Genomic DNA, 22,083 nt, shown 5'->3' on the forward strand with positions numbered 1-22,083 from the left:
GAAATGGGGACTTAAGGATATGAACATCCTCTACCAGATAAGATACTCAAAAGGTTGAACCGCCGTATACGGATCCGTACGTACGGTGGTGTGAGAGGTCGGGGCTGTGAAGCCCCTCCTACTCGATTTCGGCTCGCGCTGTTCCCGTAGGAGTGAAAAGCCTTTGATTCCTATGCTAGTTAGAAGAGCTAATCCTGATTTATATCTGACAATCAATAAGCTTTTCAGCTGCTAAAATGGTCTGTAATGCGATATCAAATTTTTAGACTATTTAGCGTATCAAATGAAATTGTCGACACTCCTGCAGGAACAGCGCGAGCTGAAGATCCACTCGGAGGTGGTTTTTGCCTCCGAGTTAGCTGAAGCCGTGCCTGCGGAAAGGGAGGCAATTTCATTTGAGGAGCGGGTAAGTATCTATTGCGGATTTTATATCAAGTCCGAATATTTACAAGCAACAATGTTTACTAAAAGAGCCTTTAGTAAATAAATAATACATTGTATATTAGTCAGGTTAGTGATATTACATTTCCCGGGAAATTATGACACTTAATTTTTCATATCTTAATGTAGCTGGAGTTTATCAAGTAACAAATCATTTTATGTATGTTATTCTTCATATTATTAAAAACCAAGTATACGTTAAGATTTTATATAATTGGTTTTTGTTTTTGATTGTGAAAACAACCGTCTTGTGAAAATTCATTAATTGTCGACAGTCTGTGGGTCATTATGGTAATAATGTATTATAGATTATAATCAGTTTTATGAGAGAGAGGATTTAATTTATGGAGTTACGACAATTAAATTATTTTTTTGAAGTAGCAAAACAAAAGAGTATTTCGAAAGCAGCAACAACTTTACATCTATCTCAACCAGCCTTGAGTAAAATGCTGAAGAATTTAGAACAAGAATTAGGAATGACTCTATTAATACGAACCAATAAGACTAGCGAATTAACAGATGCAGGTATGGTAGTGTTTGAATATGCTAAAAAGATTAATAACGAACTAGCTAATATGTCGACGATTTTAAATGATTTGACAGAGTTAAAACGTGGAGAGATTCACTTTGGTTTACCTCCAATTATAGGCAGTTTATTTTTTCCAAACATTTTAGCGGCATTCCATAAAACCTATCCGAACATTACCATAAAAATCACTGAATACGGTGGTGCGAAGATAGTGAAAAGTGTACAAGAAGGTGAGTTAGATTTAGCAGTGACAGTATTGCCAGTTAACGAGGAATTATTTGATAGCTATCCAATTGTAAATGAAACAATGAAAGTAATTGTGCATCATGATCATGCATTAGCCAATCGAGATGTGGTTGATTTGAGTGAATTAAAAGATGAAGAGTTTATTTTCTATCACGAGGATTTTTCATTACATGATTTGATATGGAAAAAATTCTTACAGGCAGGATATGAACCAAATATTGTTTTTAAAAGTTCGCAGTGGGATCTTATGTCTGAAATGGTTGTGGCAAACCTTGGAATCACAATTTTACCTAAGTCAATTTGTCAACGAGTTAAAAGTGATTCTATTCGTGTCTTAGATTTAACACCAGAAATACCTTGGAATCTAGCGGTGATAAAGAAAAGAGAAAAATACCTCTCTTTTGCAGGTCGAACGTTTATCGAATTTATTCGTTAACTTTAATATAACTAAAAGTTATAGACAACATAAAATATATGTATTTTACGAATACCCCTAACACTAGTATGCTTAAGATAACAATAAAACGTTGTTTGGTGAATGTTAGGGGTGTTTAAAATGAAAATAGTTACAATCTTAATACAAATTATATTTATACATGTTTTTTTACTTTTGGCTATTGGAATCAAATCTCTTTTTTCAATACCATTACCAGCTTCGATGATTGGATTAGTTTTATTATTCTTGGCGTTATATTTCAAAATAATAAAACTAGAATGGGTTGAGCAAGGAGCAAATTGGTTAATGGCTGAACTATTACTCTTTTTTATTCCTTCAGCTGTCGGGATCGTTAATTACAATGAAATTGCTAGCTGGCAAGGTGTGGAAGTTATACTGATCATTGGAGTAAGTACGTTTATCGTGATGAGTTTAACAGCGGTTATTGCTGATGGGTTTGAGAAGTTGAAAAGAGTTGATTCGCAATGATTTTTCTATTTGTCACGGTTGTTACCTATGTTTTATACAGGTTCACGAAAGCGCTAAATAATAAAGTGTCTTTTCCGGTATTCCACCCACTACTATTTACACCAACGTTACTAATCGGATTAATAGCATTGTTTCGAATTCCTGCAAATGATTATTTAGAGGGAGCAAAGGTTCTTACCCATATGTTGGGACCAGCAACGATTGCCTTTGCGATACCAATTTATAAAAATTTAGATCTTTTGAAAAAATATAGTGCTATTATAGCAGTCAGTATTACAGCAGGTTCATTAATAGCAGTATTTACATCATTTGGTCTTTCTTTATTATTACATTTAGACAGAAGTTTCTTAGTAAGTGTTCTGCCACGTTCGATCACAACACCAATTGCTATGGAAGTTTCTAGAGAAATTGGAGGTTTGCCAACGTTGACTACGGTATTTGTAATAATTACTGGTATTGTTGGTGGAATGATTGGACCAAGCGTGATTAAAAAGTTCGCCATTCAATCACCAGTTGCAAAGGGGTTAGCGTTAGGTATGAGTGCACATGGGGTAGGGACGAATAAAGCGATGGAATATGGAGAGCAGGCAACAACATTTTCTACATTAGCAATGATTTTAGCTGCAAGTATTACACTCGTTTGGGGCAAATTCCTTATACCAAGCTTGGTAGGGTTAATAGCTTAATGTGGCATTAAACAGAAAGGAGTAGCATTTTATGCTACTCCTTTTGTCTCGTTTAATCCTCAAATAATGGGCTAACAGGTTCTTGGTTGTGCACACGTAAGATCGCATCACTGAATAGTGGTGCAACACTCAATTGTGTAATTTTATCACTAAGTTTTTCTTCAGGAATAGGTATTGTGTCTGTTACTACTAATTCTTTTAGTGGAGATTGATCAATATTTTGTCTAGCAATTCCTGAAAGGACTGGGTGTGTACATGTTGCATATACTTCTTTTGCACCATTGTCCATCAATGCCTGTGCTCCAGTCGAAACACGTCTCCCAGTATCAACAATATCGTCAATTAAAATCGCTGTTTTTCCCTCAATATCTCCAACAACATTAACTTCTGTTGGAGAACTATTACGTGGTCCACGTCGATCTAAAATGGCAATTGGTGCGTGCAGACGTTCAGCGAATTGACGTGCTCTTTTCACGCTACCATGGTCAGGGGCGACAACCACAATGTCTTCTAGGTTTTTCTTAGAGAAGTAAGAAGCCTGAATGAAAAATCCAGTTAGTTGATCAACTGGTACATCGAAAAAACCTTGTGTTTGAGGGGCATGTATATCAAGTGACATGACACGTGAAGCTCCAGCCTTTTGGATTAAATCAGCAATCAATTTTGCAGTAATTGGTTCACGTGATTTTGTTTTACGATCTTGTCTTGCATAACCATAATATGGAATGACAACATTGATTGTTTTAGCTGAAGCACGTTTTAATGCATCTAACATGATCAATAACTCCATGATATGTTGATCAGCCGGGTCACATGTAGATTGTACGATATATGTATCACAACCACGTATGCTTTCTTCAATATTTATTTGTATTTCTCCATCACTAAAAGTTTTGACAGAGCATTTACCAAGCTCAGTACCAGTATGTTTTGCAATTGCTTCTGCTAAACTAGGGTTTGAACTTAATGAAAAAATTTTTAGTTCTTCGTTTTGATATTCGATTGACACGAATCATCGCTCCTTTTTTTCATGACGGTTACTATTTATTATTGTAGAACAAATTCAGAAATAATGCTAGGTTTCTAACGTCTGATTAAGAAAAAAATGTCGGTTTTTGTTAGTTTATCTTATTTTATGAATAATTATTATTAAAATTAATCTTCTAAAGTATAACATTTTAAGTGAATACATCTTTTTCTGAATGTTATAGAGACGAAAATAACATTCTTTGGTATAATGAGTAATTAGTTAAAAGGTACATATATTTTTAGAAAAAAAATAAAATGATTCATTAGGGTGAAAAATAAAATTTTATTTGAGCTCAATCAAAAATAATTTAAAATGCTGGAGGCGAATGATATGGATTGGAAAGAAACTTATCAAAAGTGGAATCAGTATGGACAGTTAGACCATGAATTAAAAGAGCAATTAGCAGCTATTTCAGATGATGAAAAGAAATTAGAAGATAGTTTTTATAAAGAACTTGAATTTGGAACGGGTGGTATGCGTGGTGAGTTAGGTCCGGGTACCAATCGAATGAATATCTATACAATTAGAAAAGCTGCTGAAGGCTTGGCGCGTTACATAGAAGAAAAGGGAGAAGAGGCAAAATCACGTGGTGTCGCAATAGCTTATGATTGTCGTTTCAAGTCGTCTCTTTTTGCGATGGAAGCTGCTAAGACATTAGGTGAACATGGGATACAAACTTATGTATTTGATAGTCTGCGTTCAACACCAGAGCTATCTTTTGCTGTTCGGTACCTCCATGCATATGCTGGTATTGTTGTTACAGCAAGTCATAATCCCCCAGAATACAATGGCTTTAAAGTGTATGGCGATGATGGAGGACAACTGCCACCAGAGGAAGCAGGAGTTATTATTTCAAAGGTAAATGAAGTGGAAAATGAATTAGAAGTTAAGGTTGCAGATGAAGCAAACCTAAAAGATAATGGATTACTACAGATGATTGGGGAAAAGGTAGATCAAGCCTATCAAGAACAGTTACAAACAATTGTGGTAAACAGAGATATTATTCATGAAGTAGCAGACGATTTTAAGATTGTGTTTACACCATTACATGGGACAGGGAATATTCCAGTGCGGGAAGGATTAGCTGGAATGGGATTTAAACATGTTGATGTTGTAGAAGAGCAAGAGCAGCCTGATCCAAAGTTCTCAACTGTAAAATCACCAAACCCGGAAGAGCATGCTGCATTTGAATTAGCAATTGCACAAGGACAAAAGACAGATGCGGATATTTTACTAGGTACTGATCCGGATGCTGATCGAGTTGGTGTAGCAGTAAAAGATGAAGCAGGCAATTATCAAGTTCTAACAGGAAACCAAGTAGGTGCACTCCTATTAGACTATTTAATTTCTGAGAAAAAGCGACAAGGTACACTTAAACCTAATGCTACAGTATTAAAAACAATTGTAACCTCTGAAATTGGTCGTGACATCGCCAAAAAACATGGTTTAGAAACAATCGATACCCTGACTGGATTCAAATTTATTGGAGAGAAAATCAAAGAGTTTGAAGAAAGTGGTGAAAAGAGCTTCCTCTTTGGATATGAAGAAAGTTATGGTTACCTTATTGGTGACTTTGTTCGAGATAAAGATGCAGTACAAGCGTGCATGATGATTGCTGAAGTTGCAGCTTTTTATAAAACACAAGGAAAAACATTATATCAAGGCTTACTTACTATTTTTGAAGAATATGGCTACTATTTTGAATCATTGCAGTCACTAACACTAAAAGGAAAAGATGGTGCAGAACAAATTCAGGCATTACTATCAGAATTCAGAAGTAATCCATCTGTTGAAGTAGCTGGTCAATCAATTGTAGCTATAGAAGATTATCAATCAAGTATAAGAACACTAACAGCTTCTAATGATACAGAGACAATTGATTTACCTAAATCCAATGTTTTAAAGTATAAATTAGCTGATGGTTCTTGGTTTGCTTTACGTCCTTCTGGTACAGAGCCTAAAATAAAATTCTATTTTGCGGTTACTGGTAGTACTCTTGAAGGTACAAAAGAAAAACTGCAAATACTTGAAACAGAATTGATGAAACAAGTAACTGCGCTAACAAAATAACAACAGTTTTAAAACCTGACCACTCTATACAGAGGTCAGGTTTTTTGATTACGTTTATTTATCCCGGTGTAATCGTCCGTAAAACTCCCACTTCAAAACATCGAGAAAAGTCAAAGTTGTTTAAGTGGGAGTAAAAGGACGGTAACCCCCTGTAACACCCCGAATGGTTCAGAGGCCTTTAGGTCATCTTTTAGGGCTAAAAAATCAGCGGGGGAAGGGCAAAAACCCCCACTGATTGAAGGTTCACTTTATGAGAGTGGGTTCGACAAAAAAAGACTTTATATTGCAAAAATCTCAGTTTTAGCGTATCTTATATTTAATAGGAAAATAGTAGTATGAATAAGTAGAATTACTTGAATAATAGCATAATCTTTCTACTAAATTAGAAATTACCTCTACTTTTAATCCTATTGCATTCAAAATATAGTGAATTTTTGTGGAGGGGATATGTTATGTCATTCTTAAAAATATCAAAAAGAAAACAGCGAAGTATTATTGAAGAATCTAAAGACTTAGAGGTTCTATTCGCTTTGGACGATCAACAGTTCATACAAAAAGTTAATATGATTCATATGGATGAACAGGATTTAAAATTGATTAAATTTCTGCAACCAACAATAGAGGAAAATATTGAGCAAATAGTCGGAGATTTTTACGGCACTATGCTTGATGTTGGTCATTTAAAAGAAAAAATTGAGAAACATAGTACAGTAGAACGATTAAAAGAAACGTTAAAACAGCATGTTATTCAATTATTTAGTGGTGAAATTGATGATACGTTTATTCAAAATCGCTTACGTGTCGCGGAAGTTCATTATCGAATTGGTCTAACATCAGCTTGGTATACAGGTTCATTTCAGAACTTACAGAACTCTTTACTACATATCATTGCGATGAAAATGAATAATGTTAACGATCTGGAAACCGTGTTAGCATCTGTAAATAAGCTGTTAAGTCTTGAACAACAAATTGTTTTAGAGGCATATGAAAGAAAAAATGAAGAATTTCTTATTAAACAATTTGAACAAGGAAAACAAGAGCTACGTGATAAAATTATGGAGATCAGTGACGGTTTAGTTGCATTAGCAGAGGAAACACAGGCTTCTACTCAAACTTTAAGCCAGCATATCACACAAGTAAATCAAACTGCTTCTACTAGTAATGAACAATCAGTGGCAGCAAAAGCTAGAGCTACAGAAGGACAGGAGAAATTAGATGCTCTTGTTGGAAAAATTCAATCGATTGATGATTATTCTAAAAATATGGTTGCTAGTATTACATCACTAGGTACTTCTACCGATCAAATTGTTACAGCAATTAATATTGTGAAAGATATAGCAGAACAAACAAATTTACTAGCTTTGAATTCTGCGATTGAAGCGGCACGTGCAGGTGAGTACGGCAAAGGATTTGGAGTTGTTTCAGATGAAATTAGAAAACTATCTGAGCAAACAAAAGACTCAACAACACAGATTGATAAATTGATAGCTTCTTCAAATAGTTTTAGAAAGAAGGTTACGGAAACCTTAACAGAGGTTGAAGATGCATTGGCTTTAGCTGTGGAATCAAGTGATGAAATGGATAGATCATTTAAAGATGTTATGGATACAGTGCAAGGAAGTGGATCAGTGATTTTAAGTGTCAAGGAACAGATGAATAACTTAGTATCCATTGCAGATGAGATTGAACAAGCAATGCATGAAGTAACGACATCAGCTGAACAACTAAACGAAGCCACTAGTATGGGCTAATAATGTAAAAAAATATACAAAAGCGATACTCAGATTTTCTAGAGTATCGCTTTTGTTTTAAGTTGCTCTCAGCAATACCTGGTATAGCTACTGAAAAGCATAGTCTACCTTTGTTCCTGTAGTAATGCGTAATTACCTTGCAATGATTTTGCTCTTTTGTCCTTAATAATGCATTAGGAAATGTAGGGTAGTTTAGATGGATGTTTGAAGAAAGAATAATTGAAGTAATATTAACTAACGTTCAAATAAAACTTCTCATTTACCAGATATTGTTATAAACTCGTAGATTAACTTATCTAACTCTTGTGAAACTGCTAAGAGTTCTTGTTTGTTTTTCGTACTATTGTAACGACTGTACATTTGAAGTCGTAATTTCTCTATCTCTTCTCTTTTTAAATTTAAATTACTCCTCTCAATAGAAGTCGTTCTATCATTTATACATTCTTGTATTACTATTGTTCTCACCACCTTCTTTGTATATGACATAAATCCGTATTTTCTTTTCTTCATAAGTCTATTATGAAAGCAATAGATTGTAAACAGACGTAAATTCTGTTTTTTTGTCGAACTTCATTTCTTTATGTTTACTTTTGGAATAAAGCGCTGTGTACGCAACCATAATATAACAATTATGTAGTGATTTAGACAAAAAGAAGCAACCGTCATATAGACAGTTGCTTCTGTAGGATCAGCCTGTATTACGTAAACCAGCAGCTACACCATTAATAGTTAATAATACTTCAGTTAGAAGCTCATTCATGTGATCTTCTTCATCATCTTTGCGAAGTTGTGAAATTAAGTTCACTTGAATCAAGTTTAATGGATCAACTAAAGGATTACGTAAACGTACGGATTCTTTAATATTAGGTTTATGGTCTAATAAATCATCTTGTTTTGAAATTTTCAATACCATTGCCTTTGTTAAATTGTATTCCTCTTTAATTTGGTCAAAAATACGTGCTTGAATGACAGGATCATCGACCATTTTTGTATATTCATTTGCAGTAGTTAAATCAGCTTTTGTTAATGCCATCTGCAAGTTATTAATTGTTGCTTGGAAGAAAGGCCATGTCTCGTACATGTGTTGCAAGAGCTTCAGGTTTCCTGTTTCATTTAAATACTTTTGGATACCTGTACCAGCAGCAAACCATGCAGGTAGCAGTTGCCTACTTTGTGTCCAAGCAAATACCCAAGGAATTGCGCGTAGATCCTCAAATCTGTTGCTTCCTTTACGTTTCATTGGTCTTGAACCAATATTTAACGCGCCTAATTCATTTAATGGAGTTGCCTGATTAAAATAGGTTAAGAAGCCTTCATCCTTAAAGATAAGTGATTGGTATTTTTCTAAAGCATTGTCAGAAATCTGTCCCATCACATTAATAGCTTCTTCCGTCGGCATTTCCTTTTGTTCAGGAACTTCAGTGAAACCAGCTATTGCAGTCATCATTGTCGTAGTTGCTTGTTCAAGACTACGATAAGCAATATCGTGTAATAAATAACGAGAAGATAGCACTTCACCTTGTTCCGTTATTTTTACACCGTCACCTAATGTCACAGGTGGTTGAGATAGTAGACTAGAATATAATGGGCCACCACCACGGCCTAATGAACCACCGCGACCATGGAAATATTTCAATTTAACATCATGTGATGAAGCAATCGAATGAATCTCTTCTTGTGCTTTATATAATTCCCAGTTGGCTGTTAATGTTCCACCATCTTTACTACTATCAGAATAACCCAACATAATCTCTTGTAAATCACCACGAGATTCTAAATGTTTACGATAAAGTGGAATTGAGAATAAATCTTTTATCATCTCAGGTCCATTTTTCAAATCGTCTATTGTTTCAAGTAATGGGGCGATGTGTAAACGACTTAAAACTGTTCCGTCTGGATAAACACGATAAAGACCAACCTCTTTTGCTAAAACTAAGACTTCTAGTAGATCACTAACAGAAGTTGTCATACTAATTAAGTATACTTCAATTGCACGTTCACCAAATGTGTCTTTTGCTTCTTTTATCATTCGGAATGTACTGATCATTTCTTGTGTTTCTTCGGAAAATTCGTCATATACAGAGATAAGAGGTCGTGGGTCTTTTAATACTTTTAACAACACGTCCAATTTATCTTCTTCACTCAATTGTTTATAATCTGCACTGATATTTACTTGACGTAAAATTTCGGTTAGTGCTGATTCATGTTCACCACTGTGATTACGAATATCTAAGGTAGCAAGATGGAAACCGAATATTTCTACTTGACGAATTACCTTACGCAATAATTTTATTGGTGTCTGTTGCGGATGATGCAATGCTAAGCTATCTTGTATTATATATAAATCATCTAATAATTCTTGAGAATCACCATAACTAAGTTCATGATCTTCTTCAGTTAGAGTCAATCGTTTTAGCATAAGTCCTAGTTTAATTCGATAGACTTCATCTTCTTTATGCCATCCATTATAGTTTAATTCTTTTTGATCATAGGAAATCGAATTTAACAATTCTTCACTAACTGACGCTTTTTTCGATGATTGACTAAGTAACTCTTTCAATTTATCTAAAGAATCTTTGTATTTCCTTAGAACAAGTTCGCGGTGCGTTTTTAATGTTTTGTATGTTGTTTCTGCTTTAACGTTAGGATTTCCATCACGGTCCCCACCGATCCAAGATCCAAAACGTAAAAATGACGGAACGTGCCATCGTTTGTTATATTTTTCATACAATAAGTCCTCAAGGTCTTGGTGCAAGCTTGGCAGAACATCAAATAAAACTTTATCAAAGAAGTATAGTCCATTGGACACTTCTTTCATTACAGAAGGTTTTTTCTGTCGTATCTCAGATGATTGCCAAAGAATCGTAATTTCATTTTCAATTGTTTCTTCAATAACTTTTTTAGCATACCGAGTGTACGCATGATCCCATTCTTTTAATAAGTCAGCAATACGTTGGTGAATACGCAACATCGTTCTTCTAGTAGCCTCTGTTGGATGCGCTGTTATAACAAGTTCTAAAGATAATTTTTCTAACAATTCACCAATTTTCTCTGGTGTAACATCATTTTTAAATAATGTATTAACCCCTTCTTCTAGTGAGCCAGGTTGAATAATTGTATCATCTTGTGCTTGATATTCCCGGCGACGTCTCCCACGATAAGTTTGTTCTGCAATATTAAATAGATGTAGGTTAACAGAGAATGCGCGGATTACATTTTCTCTTAAAGGTGGTTTGAGTTGATCGATCTCCTGTTTTAGTTGTAGGTAGACAGTGGAATCATTTGTTTCGCGCAATGATTCAGTAAGAGAACGAATTTTATTTACTTTCTCTAGTAACTCATCACCACCTTCGTGATAGAGTACTTTATCAAGAATTTGATTTAAATAATCAACATCTCGATGTAGTGAAACAGTTCCTAATGGATCAGTAATGTTTTGCATACGTTCACTTCCTTTCGAGTTTTTTGTGGAGTTATAAGAATATTCACATATTTTGCAAGAGGGAATGGTTCAATTTGCAATCATGTGGTTCACTAGATGTTCTTATTGCAGAGACATATGTCTATCATAACATGTTTTTTTTTGAAAAATAACTGAAAAGTTTGTTATTTTTTCCAACAAAAAGCGTATTAATCTATATTTGAGATTGTTTTTTAATTAAAAATGAGTTAATAATCTAATTATAAGAATAGTTATTATTGTTAGTGGTTAAAAATAAGTTGTTTTTACCTTTATTTCAATATTTAAATCGAGATTTATTTTTTAAAATTATTTACAAATAAGTATTGATAACGCTTCCATTTTTGTGTATGATATGTATGTAGCAAGCGAGCTGCATCCCTTCGCAAGTTTTAACCTGTATCTTCAAATATTGTACAAATATCATATTTGTACAATAATGGAGTTACAGGTATTTTTTATTTTAGGGGTTGATAAAGTGGAAAAATATATATTATCTATTGATCAGGGTACAACAAGTTCACGTGCGTTTCTATTCAATAAACAAGGCGAAATGGTGCAGATGGCGCAACGGGAGTTTGAACAATTCTTCCCCGAGCCTAGCTGGGTAGAGCACGATGCAAATGAAATTTGGACATCTGTTTTAGCATGCATGACAGATGTATTACGTAAAGCAGATATAGAAGCGCGACAAGTAACTGGAATTGGTATCACAAATCAAAGAGAAACAACAGTTGTATGGGACAAACATACCGGAAAACCTATTCACAAAGCAGTTGTTTGGCAATCCCGTCAAACAGAAGATATCTGTAGATCTTTACGAGAAGATGGGTATGCTGATCTGATTCGTGAGAAAACGGGACTTTTGATTGACCCATACTTTTCTGGAACCAAAATTAAATGGATTTTAGATAATGTTGAGGGAGCGCGCGAAAAAGCAGATAATGGTGATCTTTTGTTTGGAACGATTGATACATGGCTAATTTATAAGTTTACAGGTGGTAAAAAACATGTAACAGATTACTCTAATGCTTCTCGTACACTTTTATACAATATACATGAACTGAAGTGGGATGAAACGTTACTGGATATTCTAAACGTTCCAATGTCTATGTTACCAGAGGTTAGGCCGTCCTCCGAAGTTTATGGAACAACAATTTCCCATCACTTTTTTGGAGAAGAAATTCCAATTGCTGGTGCAGCAGGTGATCAACAAGCAGCATTATTTGGACAAGCTTGTTATGAACCAGGAATGGCAAAAAATACGTATGGTACAGGTTGTTTCATGTTGATGCATACTGGTGAAAAAGCAGTCAAATCAAGTCATGGATTATTAACAACATTAGCATGGGGACTTGATGGAAAGGTTGAGTATGCTTTAGAGGGGAGCGTCTTTGTGGCTGGATCAGCAATCCATTGGTTACGAGATGGTCTTAGAATGCTAAAAAATGTAAGTAGCAGTGAAGGCTATGCTAAACGCGTAGTGTCTACTGATGGCGTATATTTTGTTCCTGCTTTTGTAGGGCTTGGAACTCCATATTGGGATAGTGATGCACGTGGAGCAATGTTTGGAATTACACGCGGAACAAAGAAAGAACATTTTATTCGAGCTACTTTAGAATCGCTAGCCTATCAAACAAAAGACGTTATAGATGCAATGGTAGCTGATGCTAATATTGAAATGAAGTCACTGCGTGTCGATGGTGGTGTAGTAAAAAATAATTTTCTAATGCAATTTCAAAGTGATATATTAGGAGTTCCGGTCGAGCGAGCATATATTAATGAAACAACTGCACTTGGAGCAGCATATTTAGCTGGTTTAGCTGTAGGGTTTTGGCGTGATCGGGAGGAAATTGCAACACATTGGAAAAATGGGTATGCTTTTTCACCAAACATGAGTGATGAGCAGCGAGATGATTTGTATAGAGGCTGGCAAAAAGCCGTCGAGGCAACAAGAGTTTTTAAATGATGCATTTTTCTTAAAATGCTTGGCAACATATGAGTTCCTCGCTGGCAGTGCAGAATGATGGAATTTCTGTGAATGCCTAAGTAATTGGACATTCGCCGAATAATTGGTGGTTTCGCTGAATTACCGTTCAATTCGCCGAATAAGCATTGCGTTTGCAGCTTTTAGTACGGCGTAGTTATCTTCAAGTGAAGAGCTTTTTTAAAAAATGTATAATCGCCCAGTATGAATTTTTCTTTTTTGCATACACTATTGGTGTAAAAGGGGTGATTTTATGCCGAAAGATAAAAAGCAAACAGAAGAAACGTACGTGGATCACTATGCGGCAGCACCAATTATGAACAAAGAAACGGCAAGTGCTGAAGAATTACTAAAGTATAGTAATAAAAATAATACTATTCCTATTGATCTATCTAAGCTTAATCATTAAAGGAAAAGGCAGCGCTCTCTTTTGGAGAACGCTGTTTTTTTTATTGAAATTATTATTTCTTAACGCTCTGTGGGTGGCTGTCAGAAACAATATCTAATTCAGCTGCTTCGGCATTACTAATAACCTGTTCCGGATTTTTACAACCAGGTATAACAGTCGTTACTGCAGGATGTTTCAGACACCATGCTAATGCCCAAGTTGCCATTTTTGTTTCTTTGGGCACTTCAGTTTTTGCAATTTCTTCTACTAAAGCTAATTTCTTAGCTGTTTCAGCTTGATCATGACGAGAACGAACATCAGAAGCTGCAAATGTTGCGCCTGGTTTATATTTACCACTTAAATATCCACTTGCTAACGGTACACGCGCAAGTACTCCGAGTTTTTGATCTTCAGCAACTGGGAAAATTTCTTGCTCAGGTGCTTGGTCCAATCGATTGTATACTACTTGAATTGCGGTTGATCCAACATCACGTGCAGCTTTAACTTGATAAGGATCTTTATTTCCTTTTAATGAAATACCAAGATGACGAATTTTACCGGCTTGTTTTTGTTTATCTAACATCGTCCATAATGCATCATTCTTAAATTCCTCATCTGTACAGGAATGTGCTTGATACAAGTCAATATAATCTGTCTGAAGTGATTTAAGTGATTGATCTAATTGTTTCAACACATCGTCTGCTTGCCAATGACGAGTGCGCTCAAAATTGTTATGAAAATGATGACCAAACTTTGTCGCTACAATCCAATCTTCTCGATTATTTCGTTTTAAATAATCTCCAATTAAGCGCTCTGATAAATGATCCCCATAACATTCAGCTGTATCTATCAGGTTAATTCCTTTTTCTTGTGCAGTATCAAGGATAGCGTCAACTTCAACTTGTGTGAAATCTTTTCCCCATTCTCCTCCAAACTGCCACGTTCCTATCCCTATTACGGATGTATCTAAGTTAGTATCTCCTATTTTACGATATTTCATTTGATGAGCTCCTTTCAATTAAAAAACTAATTCAATCATATCATACCAAATAAACAGAAAAAAATAACAAAAAAAAGCACCCAACCATAGTTGGATGCCCAAAGGGGGACAATCTAATTTGAAAAAATACGATACCTCGACCATTATGTAAATGTATAATCACATTTAGAAAAGGAAGAGACATACATTTCCAAATTGTAACCGTTTTCATTATATAATATTTTAAAAAGTTTTTTAATCATACAAAATCCCTATTTATTTGTAAAAAAAAGTATACTGTATAAAATGCAACTTAGATGTATGGTTTTCATTGTATTGTCGTGTACTATTAAAAAAGCTAAACTATAACAATGATATATATATTAAGGTGGGAATTATATGTTTAAGGCAATACATCATATCGCAATTATTTGTTCAGACTATCAAGTCTCAAAAGATTTTTATGTAAATAAGCTTGGGTTAGAAATAATTCGTGAAGTTTATCGCGATAATAGAAACTCTTATAAGTTAGATTTAGCAATTGGTTCAACGTATGTCATTGAACTCTTTTCTTTTCCTAATGCCCCGGTTAGACCAAGTTATCCTGAGGCTCAAGGTCTACGACACCTTGCATTTGCTGTTGATGATATTGAACAAGTGGTAGAGAATTTAAAGGAAAGGTCAATAGAAGTCGAATCTATACGAGTTGACCCAAATACAAATAAAAAATTTACTTTCTTTAGTGATCCAGATGGACTACCATTGGAGATCTATGAAAAGTAAAGGATATGCCAGCAAATTGCTTAACATTAATACTGTTATCTCTTTAAAAAACTTCATAAAAAAAGATGTTGTTTTTTGTTTTGTAAATAATTTTGTTTTTTTAAATTAAAAAGCGTATAATAGTAAGTAATACCCAAGAAAGGGGATGGCTTAATGGCTTATTACAATAATAAAAGAGAACCGGTTGAAGAAGTTGAAACGCAGGTTTGGGCTTGTTCAAGTGAATCTTGTCCTGGTTGGATGCGAGAGGATTATTCTTTCGAGACAGTGCCAGTTTGTCCGCTTTGCCAATCTGAAATGGCAAAGGAAATGCGGGTTCTACCAAAATTGACATAATGGATTCATGTTAATAGCTTGTAAGCTAATATAGAGAACAAGAAGAGGCTGGGGGCATAATAATCCAACCTCTTTTTTGTGTCATACATACAACTTTAAAGATTAAAGAGAACAATACATAATGAAAAAGAATAAAGACAAAGAGGGGTGGAGAAATTTGGAGCAGTGGCATATATTTTTAGCTTTTATTCGAGTAGGTATGCTGGGTTATGGTGGCGGACCTTCTTCCATCCCGTTGGTTCAAAAAGAAGTAGTAGAAAAGTATAAGTGGATGAATGATGAGGAGTTTGCTAATGTATTAGCACTTGGTAATTCTTTACCTGGCCCTATAGCAACAAAAATGGCTGGATATATTGGTTATCGTGTTGCGGGTATTTTAGGTATGTTCAATGCTGTGCTAGCAGTGAGTGTACCAACAATTCTTATTATGATTAGCTTATTAACATTCTTGTCAGCTGCTAATAATCAGCCGTGGGTAAATGGGATGACACAAGCAGTTGTTCCAGTAGTTGGCGTAATGTTAGCTGTACTTACATATGAGTTTTTAAAAAAAGCACAGGGTGGTCTTGGTTGGTTAACTACTACGATATTAGTAGTGATCTCGCTTGTGCTAATTAAATGGTTAGGAATTCATCCAGGGATCATTATTACGTCCTTGTTGTTATATGCACTATTGAAACCGACAACCAAAAAGGAAGTGGAATCATGAGCATATACTGGGAAATATTTATAGCTTTTTTTATTCCTGGAATTGTAGGTTATGGTGGCGGCCCAGCTTCGATCCCTTTAGTAGAAAATGAAGTGGTTGATCGTTTTGGCTGGATGTCTGTACAGGATTTCAGTGAAATGCTCGCAATGGCAAATGCTTTACCAGGTCCAATTGCGACAAAGATGGCAGGCTATATTGGCTTTGAACAAGGTGGAGTTTTAGGTTCATTTATTGGTGTTTTGGCAGTGGTTACACCTTCCTTAATTTTGATTATTGCGTTACTCGGCTTATTAATGAAATACAAAGATTCTCCAAAAGTAAAGAAAATGACTATGTTGATTCGTCCTACTATCGCAGTTTTATTAGGAGTGATGGCATTTAATTTTTTTCAAACAGCTTACATTGATTCTGGTGCTGGACAGATGATAGGGATAGCTGTTATAAGTTTAATTTTAATGGAAAGGTTTCGTGTCCATCCTGCTTTTGTAATTTTAGGTTCTTTGGTTTATGGTGCATTATTTTTAGGCTAGAAATAAAAGGGATTACCTTTAAATTAAGGTAATCCCTTTTATCGTCAACTAGATGAACAGTTTTCAGTCTCATTCTGAATTTCAGTAGATGTGTTTAAGTCAATGGTTAATATTTTTTCAACTAACTGATAAATTGCTAATAGTTCATAGATTATAATAATATCTGCATCAAAGAATGTTGTTTGTCCTGGTACATTAGTAAGACTTGATTCACGTTTGCACAGCCAAAACTGATTCATAAGTGTTTCTACCTGCTCACGGTGCTTATCCGTTTGAAACTGATCTGGATTTCGCATTGTTTCAGACAAAGAATGAATTGTTTTTATAATTTGATCTCGTTGTTGATCGGACCATGATACATGATCTAATGGTGTGTTAATCAAATTACCAATATGATAGTGAATTAAGCGTAATGAACCTACCTTATCAATTTCATCGTATAATTCTCTTTTCCGTGCAACAGAGAATCGATGGTATTTCTCTTCTGCCTGTTGAAATTGTAAGAGACGATCTGTTGTGTCTAGTTTGGCTTTTAGATTTGCGAACGTTTCTTGCACTTGCTTCTTCTGAGCACAATCTTGTGTCTTAAATAATATGTCTTTGGCAATGACATTTAATTCTTCACCTGTAGCTTGAAGTGCTTGATCAATGTTTGTCAAAATACGTTTTGAGTAATTAGGTGGTAAAACAAACATATTTACAGCGGTTGAAACAAGAATACCAATTGATGTTGTTCCTAAACGAATGAAAAAAGCAACCAAGTAATGATCATGGATTACCTCAATCATTGCTACAGATGTTAATGTCGCAACCAATAACCCAGCATGAAGCCTTAGTTTAAAACATGTGATGATGGTAAACATTGCAGCTGCTGTGTAGGTAAGAGGAGAATTACCAAATATAGAAATAAATAAAACAGCATAGGCGGATCCGATTGCTGATGCTGGCAGTCGAACCATTCCTTTTTTAATTGAATCATTAACAGTTGGTTCAATTGTTACAATTGCAGTGATTACGGCAAATACAGCTGGCCAGTCCAACCACTGACAAATTAGAGATGTTAAAAAGACGGCAAGGCCTGTTTTAATCACCCTACTCCCAATAATATTAGTACTTTTCTTTTTCAATCGACTCACCTTCATTTTTATTGCCATACTAAGAGGTTTATAATTCCAATTTTAAGTATAACGAACATTGCAGCTATCGACAATACATGCTGTCACTTTTACGTGAAACGAGTGACAATTCATTGAAAACACAGGAGAAATCTTCTTGTTGTATTATTCCCACAGGTTAAGAAAAGTGATATAATAAATGTAAGCGATATCATTGCGAAGTGTAATAAAAGTACTAGGTATCGAGTATATAAGGTTCCGTTTTTTGTACCATTTAATAATATAATAATAGTAATATGTAATTTTGGTAAAGAGAGGTATTTATATTGACAACTTAAGTAAGTAAGGAGTGTTGTTCACATGTTATCTGTTAATATGCTACAGCCTTATTATGTTAAAGAAGAGGACCACTCTATTCGTGTTGTCTTGGCTTATCAATATTTTTCATTATGGTTAGATGAGAGCATCTATCAATTTGTTCCTTTAGAATCACGTGAAATTAAGGTGAATCGGAAGACGCAGGTCGTTGAAAATAAACATGCGATTTTCGTTTTTCAAAAAGGAAAAAAATATGTCCACATGTCGCTGGCTGACTTACTAAAATTAGATGATTTTTACTCCAGATTACAGTCAATCATCTACCCATACCTCAAAACAGATCTTCATGAAATCGAAAGAGACGAAATGAATGAAGTGATTATCGCGTTAGAAAAACAAAATGTTGAACGTCTGATTGACCTAGCGCTCGAAGCAAAAGATTATCAAAAATTTATGCAGTACTCAACAATATTAAATGAGATGTAATGACTTAACAGTAGGAGCAACAAGTTTCTGCTGTTTTTTATTGTCTATTTTCTAATGACGTGGAATATATAAACTGCGTATAAAAATAATTTCTAGACCCGCTTCTCAAATGAAATTGACTCCCTTTCCGCAGGCACGGCTTCAGCTAACTCGGAGGCAAAGAACACCTCCGAGTGGATCTTCAGCTCGCGCTGTTCCTGCAGGAGTGTCGGCAATTTCATTTGATACGCTAGATAGTACACTATAATTAAGAAAAGCTTACAATGTGAGTTATAACCGTAAACATTGCAACCAATGTAAATACGCTATCCAGCGAAGTCAGTAAATGGATGACACTCCTGTGGGAACAGCTCAAGTCGAAGATCCACTTGGTAAAGTGTTTTTCTTTACCAAGTTAGCTGAGACTGAGCCCACGGAAAGGGAATCCATTTTCTGACGTAGCGGGTTAGGGTAAGTAACTCACGCTACTAGTTACGTCGCATCATCTATCAACTGCGTCTTAGTACTTATTTCAATAGGGGACAAAAAAGAAATTCCACCTTTGGATGGAATCTCTGCTTTAAGTAATATTTCATTTATCTGATTGTCTTAAATAGATTTGCGACTTTTTCTACCGTGTAATGGCTTGCGCCTCTTCCTTCGACATGTTCAACCATCATGGAAATCAGTATATCTTCTTCCTCTGGATAGGCAACAAACCAGCCATTTTCTTGACCATCTTCGCCTTGTGAACTTTTTAATTCAGATGTTCCTGTTTTTCCTGACAATGAAATATCACTGATATTAGCTTCAGGTGCTGTACCATTAGGAGCTGTTACGACTTGTCGTAATGCTTCTTTTATCACTTGTGCATTTTCGCTAGTTAATAAACCTGTTTGCCATACTTGATTCGTTTGTTCGTCTGCTTCCAATATGGGCTGTAGCATATCACCATCATTTAAGATAGGCGTATATGCAGTAGCAAGGTGTAATGCGCTCATTTGCATTTCACCTTGGCCGTAAGCACTGTCAGCTAGTAAAATTTCACGATCAATTGTACCACTTGAAGATATAGTACTATCTGAAATCGGATAGGTATACGGAAGATCTTTTCCAAAACCAAATTGCTTAAGCCCAGCGACAAATGCTTCACTTCCAAGTTCTACTGTCTTTTGTGCAAAATAGATATTGTCTGATCGAATTAAGGCATCTTGTAAATCAACTGGACCAGATGATTCTGACACACGTCGCACTTCATAATTACCCCAGCCGTCTTTCGACCAAGTTAGTCCATCAATCTCGATCCCTTCACCAATTTGAATGGTGTCGTTATCTAAACCAATTGCTGCTGTAATAGGTTTGATTGTACTTCCAGGAGAATAAGTAGAAGCAAATCGGTTCAATAATGGATTTTGTTCATCATTTTGAAGCGCATTCCATTTGGTTTGACTTATGCCATATGTGAGTTGATTTGGATCAAAAGCAGGGCTAGAAACTAACGCTAATGTTTCACCAGTTTTAGGATTAATAGCCGCAGCGGTTCCAGCGTCATCTTGATAACTCGCATAGATTGCTTGCTGCAAATCTGCATCAATTGTTAATGTAATATTTTCTCCGTCTTGAACAGGTTGCTCAGCAATGATTGTATCCTCTCGGTCATTAGAACTAGCGATAATCTTGAGGCCACGCTTACCTTTTAATCGGGATTCAAATAGCTGTTCCAACCCACGTTTTCCAATGAGATCAGATTGTGAATAGGAGTTAGCTTCTTTTTCTTCTAACTCTTCAGCTGTAATTGATCCAATATAACCTATTAAGTGAGCAGTTGCTTCACCATAAGGATATGCACGCCCCATTTCCGCTCTTTTAATAACAGGATCGATTGCGTCTAGTTCAGGTATGATATCTTGATCAGCCATTGTTACCTTTTTTAATGGAACAAATGTATCGTCTGTAACCCAATCCTGCGCTAGAGCGTTGTTGATCGTTTCCACACTAATATCTAATAAGGCTGCAATTTGCTCTTTTTGTTCACTTTCATTTTCACCGAAAAGGGCTGGGTGTAGACCGACATTATAGATTGTTTCATTGGTTGCGAGTCCGTTTTGATTTCTATCAAAGATTTGACCACGTGTAGGTTCAACAGTTTCAATACTGACTTCTGCACCATACTCTAATTCTGGAAAAATCAAGCCAGGATTCCACTCAATAAACCAATTCGTTTCTTCCTCACTTATATTTTGTTCAATAAGAGAAATCTCCGATTCGAAATTCACCTCACCAGCCATGGTATTCATACTGACTTGTATTGGAAAAGATGACGGTATTACATCTTCTTCCTCTTCTCCTAGTTCTGGTACGCTATACGTAATTGATAAGTCTGATACTTCTATATCGTTGTAAATTTTTTGATAGCGGTCGATGAATTCCTCTGAAGGATAGATTTCCTTACTTTTATCTGCGACCATATCGTACATGTCAGAAAGATTTCGTTCATTCCAATACGCAACATATTCAGAGAGTCGATCTTCTGGTTGTACTTCTTCCTCTTCTTCTGAACATGCAGTTAAAGTAAGGAATAGTAATAATAGGCTTATGAATTTAACCCATTTAGACAAATATACCCCTCCTTATTTATCTGTTTTGATTGGTTTGGCATAAATAATATAACGATCTGGCGCATTACCAACAAAAGAAAAAGGGTAACAAGTTGAGATTACGAGTTCTTCATTTGGTGCTGTTGATTTTATTATAGTTGTATCATCTGCATCAACAATTTTCGAATCAACCATCTCATAAGTAAAATCACCATATTCTAGCTGCAAGGTAAATGTTTCACCAATTTCTACATCACCCAAACGGCGAAAAACGGTATCGCGATGTCCTGATAATAAAATTTGATCATTTTGCCCAGGATAAGCAGATGTTTTAAAATGCCCAACCCCTTTTTCGAGATCATCTGGATCGGTACCTTCTACTATTGCTAATTCAGCATCAATACTAGGAATTTGTAATAAACCAACCGTCTCGCCAGTATTTGCTCTAAACGAATCTGGATCAAATGTTTTAGATGTGGTTTCTAAACTTTCACGTTTTTCTACTAGTGTGTGTGCTTCTTTTAAACTATTTTTTTCAGCAGCTTGTGTCTTAAAATACTGGTAACCCCCAACAGCTAAAAATACAATGCCTGCGAACATGAATAGTAGTGCAATTTTTCTCATATAAAGATGCCTCCTAAAAAAGTTTTGTAAACGCAATCATTTTAAAAAGTTATTATTCGAAAACAATTGATTATGGTAAAATTTGAATATACCTAAAGGATAACATAATCTAAG

The 22,083-nt window shown here is 35.3% G+C and carries 19 protein-coding genes; 12 read left to right on the forward strand and 7 right to left on the reverse strand.

What is annotated here, in order from left to right; all coding sequences use genetic code 11:
- The first annotated feature begins 785 nt into the window (after window positions 1–785).
- From D2K40_RS10380 to D2K40_RS10390, 3 genes are all read left to right on the forward strand, one after another.
- Window positions 786–1,652: a LysR family transcriptional regulator gene (locus tag D2K40_RS10380; protein ID WP_117155658.1), complete on the forward strand. Its 867-nt coding sequence runs from the start codon at window positions 786–788 to the stop codon at window positions 1,650–1,652.
- A gap of 120 nt (window positions 1,653–1,772) precedes the next feature.
- A complete protein-coding gene (locus D2K40_RS10385; RefSeq protein WP_117155660.1) occupies window positions 1,773–2,141 on the forward strand; it encodes a CidA/LrgA family protein in 369 nt (122 codons plus the stop codon).
- Complete coding sequence (locus D2K40_RS10390) at window positions 2,138–2,827, forward strand: LrgB family protein (RefSeq protein ID WP_117155662.1); 690 nt, start codon at window positions 2,138–2,140, stop codon at window positions 2,825–2,827. Before D2K40_RS10385 ends, D2K40_RS10390 begins: the two co-directional genes overlap by 4 nt.
- A 52-nt stretch (window positions 2,828–2,879) precedes the next feature.
- On the opposite strand, the gene D2K40_RS10395 is transcribed toward D2K40_RS10390, so the two are convergent.
- Window positions 2,880–3,836 carry a ribose-phosphate diphosphokinase gene (locus D2K40_RS10395; protein WP_117155664.1) on the reverse strand — a complete coding sequence of 319 codons (957 nt, stop codon included), beginning with the start codon at window positions 3,834–3,836 and terminating at the stop codon, window positions 2,880–2,882.
- Between the two features lie 351 nt (window positions 3,837–4,187).
- Between D2K40_RS10395 and D2K40_RS10400 the strand changes: the two genes are divergently transcribed.
- Both D2K40_RS10400 and D2K40_RS10405 read left to right on the forward strand, forming a co-directional pair.
- Entirely contained in the window at window positions 4,188–5,927 is a 1,740-nt protein-coding gene (locus D2K40_RS10400; protein ID WP_117155666.1) for a phospho-sugar mutase, read from the forward strand.
- 452 nt (window positions 5,928–6,379) lie between these two features.
- Window positions 6,380–7,678: a globin-coupled sensor protein gene (locus D2K40_RS10405; protein WP_117155668.1), complete on the forward strand. Its 1,299-nt coding sequence runs from the start codon at window positions 6,380–6,382 to the stop codon at window positions 7,676–7,678.
- Between the two features lie 255 nt (window positions 7,679–7,933).
- Here D2K40_RS10405 and D2K40_RS16725 read toward each other — a convergent pair whose 3' ends face one another.
- Together D2K40_RS16725 and ppc are read right to left on the reverse strand one after the other, a co-directional pair.
- Window positions 7,934–8,188 carry a Spo0E family sporulation regulatory protein-aspartic acid phosphatase gene (locus D2K40_RS16725; RefSeq protein ID WP_338045037.1) on the reverse strand — a complete coding sequence of 85 codons (255 nt, stop codon included), beginning with the start codon at window positions 8,186–8,188 and terminating at the stop codon, window positions 7,934–7,936.
- Window positions 8,189–8,366: 178 nt separating this feature from the next.
- Complete coding sequence (gene ppc / locus D2K40_RS10415; RefSeq protein WP_117155672.1) at window positions 8,367–11,120, reverse strand: phosphoenolpyruvate carboxylase; 2,754 nt, start codon at window positions 11,118–11,120, stop codon at window positions 8,367–8,369.
- A 457-nt stretch (window positions 11,121–11,577) separates the two neighbouring features.
- On the opposite strand from ppc, the gene glpK reads away from it, so the two are divergent.
- Both glpK and D2K40_RS16415 read left to right on the forward strand, forming a co-directional pair.
- Window positions 11,578–13,107 carry a glycerol kinase GlpK gene (glpK, locus tag D2K40_RS10420; RefSeq protein ID WP_117155674.1) on the forward strand — a complete coding sequence of 510 codons (1,530 nt, stop codon included), beginning with the start codon at window positions 11,578–11,580 and terminating at the stop codon, window positions 13,105–13,107.
- A 271-nt stretch (window positions 13,108–13,378) separates the two neighbouring features.
- Window positions 13,379–13,534 (forward strand): hypothetical protein, encoded by a 156-nt coding sequence (locus D2K40_RS16415; RefSeq protein ID WP_162879192.1) that lies wholly within the window; start codon window positions 13,379–13,381, stop codon window positions 13,532–13,534.
- Between the two features lie 52 nt (window positions 13,535–13,586).
- Here D2K40_RS16415 and D2K40_RS10425 read toward each other — a convergent pair whose 3' ends face one another.
- Complete coding sequence (locus tag D2K40_RS10425) at window positions 13,587–14,513, reverse strand: aldo/keto reductase (protein WP_117155676.1); 927 nt, start codon at window positions 14,511–14,513, stop codon at window positions 13,587–13,589.
- A gap of 378 nt (window positions 14,514–14,891) precedes the next feature.
- Between D2K40_RS10425 and gloA2 the strand changes: the two genes are divergently transcribed.
- From gloA2 to D2K40_RS10445, 4 genes are all read left to right on the forward strand, one after another.
- Window positions 14,892–15,275: an SMU1112c/YaeR family gloxylase I-like metalloprotein gene (gene gloA2, locus D2K40_RS10430; RefSeq protein WP_117155678.1), complete on the forward strand. Its 384-nt coding sequence runs from the start codon at window positions 14,892–14,894 to the stop codon at window positions 15,273–15,275.
- A gap of 153 nt (window positions 15,276–15,428) precedes the next feature.
- Window positions 15,429–15,611, forward strand: coding sequence for a cold-shock protein (locus tag D2K40_RS10435; RefSeq protein ID WP_117155680.1), 183 nt, complete (start codon window positions 15,429–15,431; stop codon window positions 15,609–15,611).
- 121 nt (window positions 15,612–15,732) lie between these two features.
- The gene (locus D2K40_RS10440) at window positions 15,733–16,320 is read left to right on the forward strand and encodes a chromate transporter (RefSeq protein WP_117155682.1); all 588 of its coding nucleotides are present in this window, start codon (window positions 15,733–15,735) and stop codon (window positions 16,318–16,320) included.
- Window positions 16,317–16,850 carry a chromate transporter gene (locus D2K40_RS10445; protein ID WP_117155684.1) on the forward strand — a complete coding sequence of 178 codons (534 nt, stop codon included), beginning with the start codon at window positions 16,317–16,319 and terminating at the stop codon, window positions 16,848–16,850. The genes D2K40_RS10440 and D2K40_RS10445 overlap by 4 nt, the downstream gene beginning before the upstream one ends.
- A gap of 44 nt (window positions 16,851–16,894) precedes the next feature.
- On the opposite strand, the gene D2K40_RS10450 is transcribed toward D2K40_RS10445, so the two are convergent.
- Window positions 16,895–17,986: an aromatic acid exporter family protein gene (locus tag D2K40_RS10450; protein ID WP_229666716.1), complete on the reverse strand. Its 1,092-nt coding sequence runs from the start codon at window positions 17,984–17,986 to the stop codon at window positions 16,895–16,897.
- A 339-nt stretch (window positions 17,987–18,325) separates the two neighbouring features.
- Between D2K40_RS10450 and D2K40_RS10455 the strand changes: the two genes are divergently transcribed.
- Window positions 18,326–18,769, forward strand: a complete 444-nt coding sequence (locus D2K40_RS10455; protein ID WP_117155686.1) for an IDEAL domain-containing protein — start codon at window positions 18,326–18,328, stop codon at window positions 18,767–18,769.
- Between the two features lie 575 nt (window positions 18,770–19,344).
- On the opposite strand, the gene D2K40_RS10460 is transcribed toward D2K40_RS10455, so the two are convergent.
- Window positions 19,345–21,366: a penicillin-binding transpeptidase domain-containing protein gene (locus D2K40_RS10460; protein WP_117155688.1), complete on the reverse strand. Its 2,022-nt coding sequence runs from the start codon at window positions 21,364–21,366 to the stop codon at window positions 19,345–19,347.
- Window positions 21,367–21,378: 12 nt separating this feature from the next.
- Window positions 21,379–21,969, reverse strand: a complete 591-nt coding sequence (locus D2K40_RS10465) for a class D sortase (protein WP_117155691.1) — start codon at window positions 21,967–21,969, stop codon at window positions 21,379–21,381.
- Window positions 21,970–22,083: the final 114 nt, after the last annotated feature.

The organism is Paraliobacillus quinghaiensis, from assembly GCF_003426025.1.
GTDB classification, from domain to species: Bacteria; Bacillota; Bacilli; order Bacillales; family Amphibacillaceae; genus Paraliobacillus_A; species Paraliobacillus_A quinghaiensis.